This is a genomic window from Haloparvum sedimenti (assembly GCF_001462205.1).
In the GTDB taxonomy this organism is placed as follows: domain Archaea; phylum Halobacteriota; class Halobacteria; order Halobacteriales; family Haloferacaceae; genus Haloparvum; species Haloparvum sedimenti.
Genome location: NZ_LKIR01000057.1, coordinates 1 through 4283, shown reverse-complemented (window position 1 = coordinate 4283; position 4283 = coordinate 1). Strand labels below are relative to the sequence as shown.

4 protein-coding genes are annotated in these 4283 nt (G+C 58.1%); 2 read left to right on the top strand and 2 right to left on the bottom strand.

What is annotated here, in order from left to right; translation table 11 throughout:
- Both AN233_RS03245 and AN233_RS16190 read right to left on the bottom strand, forming a co-directional pair.
- Nucleotides 1–1685 (bottom strand): heavy metal translocating P-type ATPase (locus AN233_RS03245; RefSeq protein WP_141654122.1); only part of this gene is annotated, 1685 nt, incomplete at its 3' end.
- A 93-nt stretch (nt 1686–1778) separates the two neighbouring features.
- The gene (locus tag AN233_RS16190) at nt 1779–2369 is read right to left on the bottom strand and encodes an AsnC family transcriptional regulator (protein ID WP_080508322.1); all 591 of its coding nucleotides are present in this window, start codon (nt 2367–2369) and stop codon (nt 1779–1781) included.
- Between the two features lie 132 nt (nt 2370–2501).
- Between AN233_RS16190 and AN233_RS03240 the strand changes: the two genes are divergently transcribed.
- Together AN233_RS03240 and AN233_RS03235 are read left to right on the top strand one after the other, a co-directional pair.
- A complete protein-coding gene (locus AN233_RS03240) occupies nt 2502–2699 on the top strand; it encodes a heavy-metal-associated domain-containing protein (RefSeq protein WP_058365418.1) in 198 nt (65 codons plus the stop codon).
- Between the two features lie 123 nt (nt 2700–2822).
- Nucleotides 2823–4283 (top strand): HAD-IC family P-type ATPase (locus AN233_RS03235; protein ID WP_141654121.1); only part of this gene is annotated, 1461 nt, incomplete at its 3' end.

Genomic DNA, 4283 nt, shown 5'->3' with positions numbered 1-4283 from the left:
TCTGGTGTCGGCTCGCCCCCGTCAGTCACCGCATTTCCATCGCCATCGAAGACGACCACGTCGGTCAGTTCCATTTCACCCTTCGTGAGGGTGCCCGTCTTGTCGAAGACGACCGTGTCGACGTCTTTCGCGCGTTCGAGGATGTCACCGCCCTTGAACAGGACGCCGTTCTGGGCCCCAATGGTCGTCCCGACCATCGTCGCCGCGGGCGTCGCCAGCCCCAGCGCACAGGGGCAGGCAATGAGGATCGAGGACGCGAAGACGATGATTGCGAACTCGAAGACGGTGACCGTGCCGCCCGCCGCTGCCGGGCCGCCCGCCACCTGCCCCCATAGCGGAAGCCAGTCGACGAAGCCAGCCAGCACCTCCGGGAACAGGAACCAAATAACGCTCCAGAGGATAGCGTTCGCGATAACTGCCGGCACGAAATACGCCGAGATGCGGTCTGCTAGATTCTGGATATCTGGCTGGCGCGATTGTGCTTCCTTGACGGTCTGAACGATTTGCTGGAGAGCGGTATCTTCGCCGACGTTAGTGGCCTCCACGAGAAGAACGCCGTTCTCGTTAATCGTCGAGCCGACGACCTCATCTCCCTCCTCTTTTTCTACAGGGACAGACTCACCGGTAACCATCGACTCGTCGACGGCGGACTGGCCGTCAACGACGACCCCGTCGGTTGGGATCTTCTCACCGGGGCGGACTTTCATCTGGTCACCCGTTGTGACCTCTTCAAGTGGAATCTCTTCTTCACTACCATCCTCACGGACAATGGTCGCCGTTTCGGCTTCCATTTCGAGGAGCTTCCGGAGGGCCTCGCCCGCTTGACCCTTCGACCGAGCTTCAAGATAGTTACCGAGCGTAATGAACACGAGGATGAGGGCTGCCGTGTCGAAGTAGAGCCCACCTGCAATAAGTTCAGATAGGACTGCCACAGAGTATAGATAGGCGGTTGTTGAACCGATCGCGATCAGTACGTCCATATTGGCGCGGCCGTTTTTCACGATCGCCTTGTACGAGTTCTTATAGAACGGCCAGCCGAGGATCGCCTGTACCGGCGTGGCGAGCAGGAACTCGACCCAGCCGAGTTCCACGCCGAAAACGGTTTCAGGGACGAACACACCACCGAGAAGATAGCTGTCGATGAGGAAGAAGAGCAGTGGAACTGATAATACTGCCCCAAAAAGGGTTAGCCTGAGCTGTTTCCGTATCTCAGCCTGGCGGGCGGCATCACGCGCATCCTGCCCCGAGCCCTCATCGCCACTGTCTTCGCGAACTGGCGAATAGCCGGCGTCTTCGATGGCATCGTACAGCGCATCGAGAGACACCTCTGCCGGATTGTAGGTCACCTGTGCCTCGTCAGTCGCGTAGTTTACCTCCGCGGTAATGACTCCGAGTGTACTTTCGAGAGCAGTTTCGTTAGTTTCGGCGCAGTTGGCACACGTCATATCGGAGATGGCAATCGTTACCGTCTCCGAGACTGCACCGTAGCCCGCCCCGTCGATTGCGTCGTAGATTTCGTGAAGCGATACTGTCTCGGGATCGTAGGTAACAGACCCCTCATCGGTGGCGAAGTTTGCATCCGCCTCCGATACCCCCTCAAGGGATTCGAGAGTGTCCTGGATCGTCGCCGAGCAGTTGGCGCAGGACATTCCCGTAATGTCGAGATGTATTGTTTGGCTTGTCATGCTCGTATTACTATACGGGGTCTATATTTACACGATTTACTGTTTCGAGAGGGTGGTTATCGAACCCACAAAAGTTTGGAATCTAAAAGGATACTACACCCCTTCTTCGAGTCGCTGATAGCGGTCTTCGAAGCGTGCGAGACAAGATGGACAACAAAAGTGATAAACCTCGCCGTCAATCCGTGTTGTCTCTCCTTCAGTATCGACGGTATTGTTACATTCAGCACAAGTAAGCGCAAACTCGGCACCATCAACGGATGGCGTCCATTCCATTGCGTCGATTAGCGTGACCGTATAATCTGCTATATTGATCTCATCGAAGAGTCCATTCATCCACTGACGAACGTTATGAGCTTCGACACGTGCGTAAAACCAGAGATCCCCCTCAGAGGTCATGAAGACGTGTTCGACACCATCTGACTCTCGGGCCTGCTTGCGGGCTGGTTCCAGCGACTCAGATCCAATCTCAGCCTGAATGAATACCGGAACACCAGCTCGCAGTTGTGCGCGATTCACGTCGATGGTGAAGCCGTTGATGATATTGGCCTCCTCTAACCGTTTCACGCGGTCTGATACGGCTGGCCCCGAGAGATCCACCTCCTCACCGATGCTGCTGAACGGGCGTCGCGCGTCCTCTGCTAGTAGCGAGAGGATCTCCATGTCTGTCTCGTCTAAATCACGCATATCTCCCCATTGAACCCCCGAACCACAATATTGTTTCCCAACTCCAAGCTTTGAATGCCATTTCACGTCCAAGATAGACTTTGGATTCGAAGCAGAAACTGACAAAGATTCCCCTCCCGTATGTACCAGTGTATGACGCAGACCATCACTGTCGAAGGAATGACCTGCGGTCACTGTGAACAGACAGTCGAAGACGCGCTTCGAGAGGTGAGTGGCGTGACCGACGCGACCGCCGACCGCGAGGCCGAACAGGCGAGCGTCGATGGCGATGCTGACATCAAAGCACTCGTCAAAGCCGTCGAAGACGCTGGCTACACCGCCTCCGCCTGAGAAACGACAAAACGCACGCCAACGAACGCCCCGCCGTTCTCGTTCGATTCTGGCCCTCTCGATTGCGCCGCGCAGTATCAGGGTTTGGACAGCATAATAAGGGACGGCACCAATACCCACGCCATGAGCAACAATCCAGACCACGAGACATCCGAAAATCCCTCTAAAGAGGGGCACCCCTCGCATCAATCCGAAGGACCCGTCTACTGTTGTCGAATTTGCCGATTGAAAGCAGAGTCGGAACCACGAGCATCAGCCCACGCGTCATCCGAGCCGGAGTCCAAACTCCCGAAGGACGACACTCACACTGCGGCAGACGCCACCACGGAGTCCGAATCCACGGACGAACACGCACATAACGACCACGAAGCCGAACACGCGCACCGCCACGCTGCGGCCGAGCACGCTCACTCTACAGAAGCAGAGCACGTACACGACGAGCACGACCATGGTGGTAACGCCCACGAGAAGGGACACGGGGGTGGAAACGGGGATCACAGCGATCACACGGATCACTCGGGCCACGAGGCGATGTTTCGGCGGCGGTTCTGGGTGTCGCTCGTCCTCTCGATTCCGGTCATCGTCTTCAGCGAATTCATTCAGGACGTCTTCGGCTATACGGCCCCTACGTTCCCCGGGAGTACGTGGATAACGCCGGTACTTGCGGTCGTGATCTTCGCGTACGGTGGCGTGCCCTTCCTCTCGATGGCCCGGACGGAACTGAAAAACCGCGAGCCGGGGATGATGATGCTCATCTCGCTGGCGATATCGGTGGCGTTCGTCTACTCGATCGCGAGTCTGTTTCTCGAAGGGACGACACCGTTTTTCTGGGAACTCGTCACGCTGATCGACATCATGCTGCTGGGCCACTGGGTGGAGATGCGGTCGGTCCGGGCGGCCTCGGGGGCGCTGGACGAACTCGCGAAGCTCATGCCCGATACCGCCGAGCGTATCACCGAGAGTGGAGATACCGAGGAAGTGCCCGTCTCCGAACTCGGCGAGGACGATGTCGTGCTCGTTCGCCCGGGCGCGAGCGTGCCTGCCGACGGCGAAGTCGTCGAGGGCGAGTCGTCCGTTGACGAGTCGATGATTACCGGCGAATCCAGACCAGTTGGGAAGGAGCCCGGATCAGAGGTGGTCGCCGGGACGGTCAACCAGGACGGGAGTCTCCGCGTCAAAATCACGAAGACCGGCGACGAGACGACGCTGGCGGGCATCATGCGACTGGTCGACGAGGCCCAGCAGTCCAAATCTCGAACCCAGTTGCTCGCCGACAAGGCAGCTGGCTGGCTGTTCTATATTGCACTCGGCGTCGCGGCGATTACTGCCGTCGCGTGGGTCGTCGCGGTCGGGTACAACATCACCGTCCTCGAGCGCGTCGTGACGGTCCTGGTCATCGCGTGTCCCCACGCACTTGGACTTGCCGTCCCGCTCGTGGTCGCGATCAACACTTCCACGGCTGCCCAAAACGGGATGCTCATCCGCGACCGCATCGCCATGGAGGAATCTCGAAATCTGGACACGGTGATGTTTGACAAGACCGGGACCCTCACGAAGGGCGAACAGGGCGTCGTCGGTGTTGAG

Bases quoted from the DNA above. Each gene is read 5' to 3' on its own strand.
- AN233_RS16190 (WP_080508322.1), bottom strand. From the start codon at position 2,369: ATGCGTGATTTAGACGAGACAGACATGGAGATCCTCTCGCTACTAGCA.
- AN233_RS03240 (WP_058365418.1), top strand. From the start codon at position 2,502: ATGACGCAGACCATCACTGTCGAAGGAATGACCTGCGGTCACTGTGAA.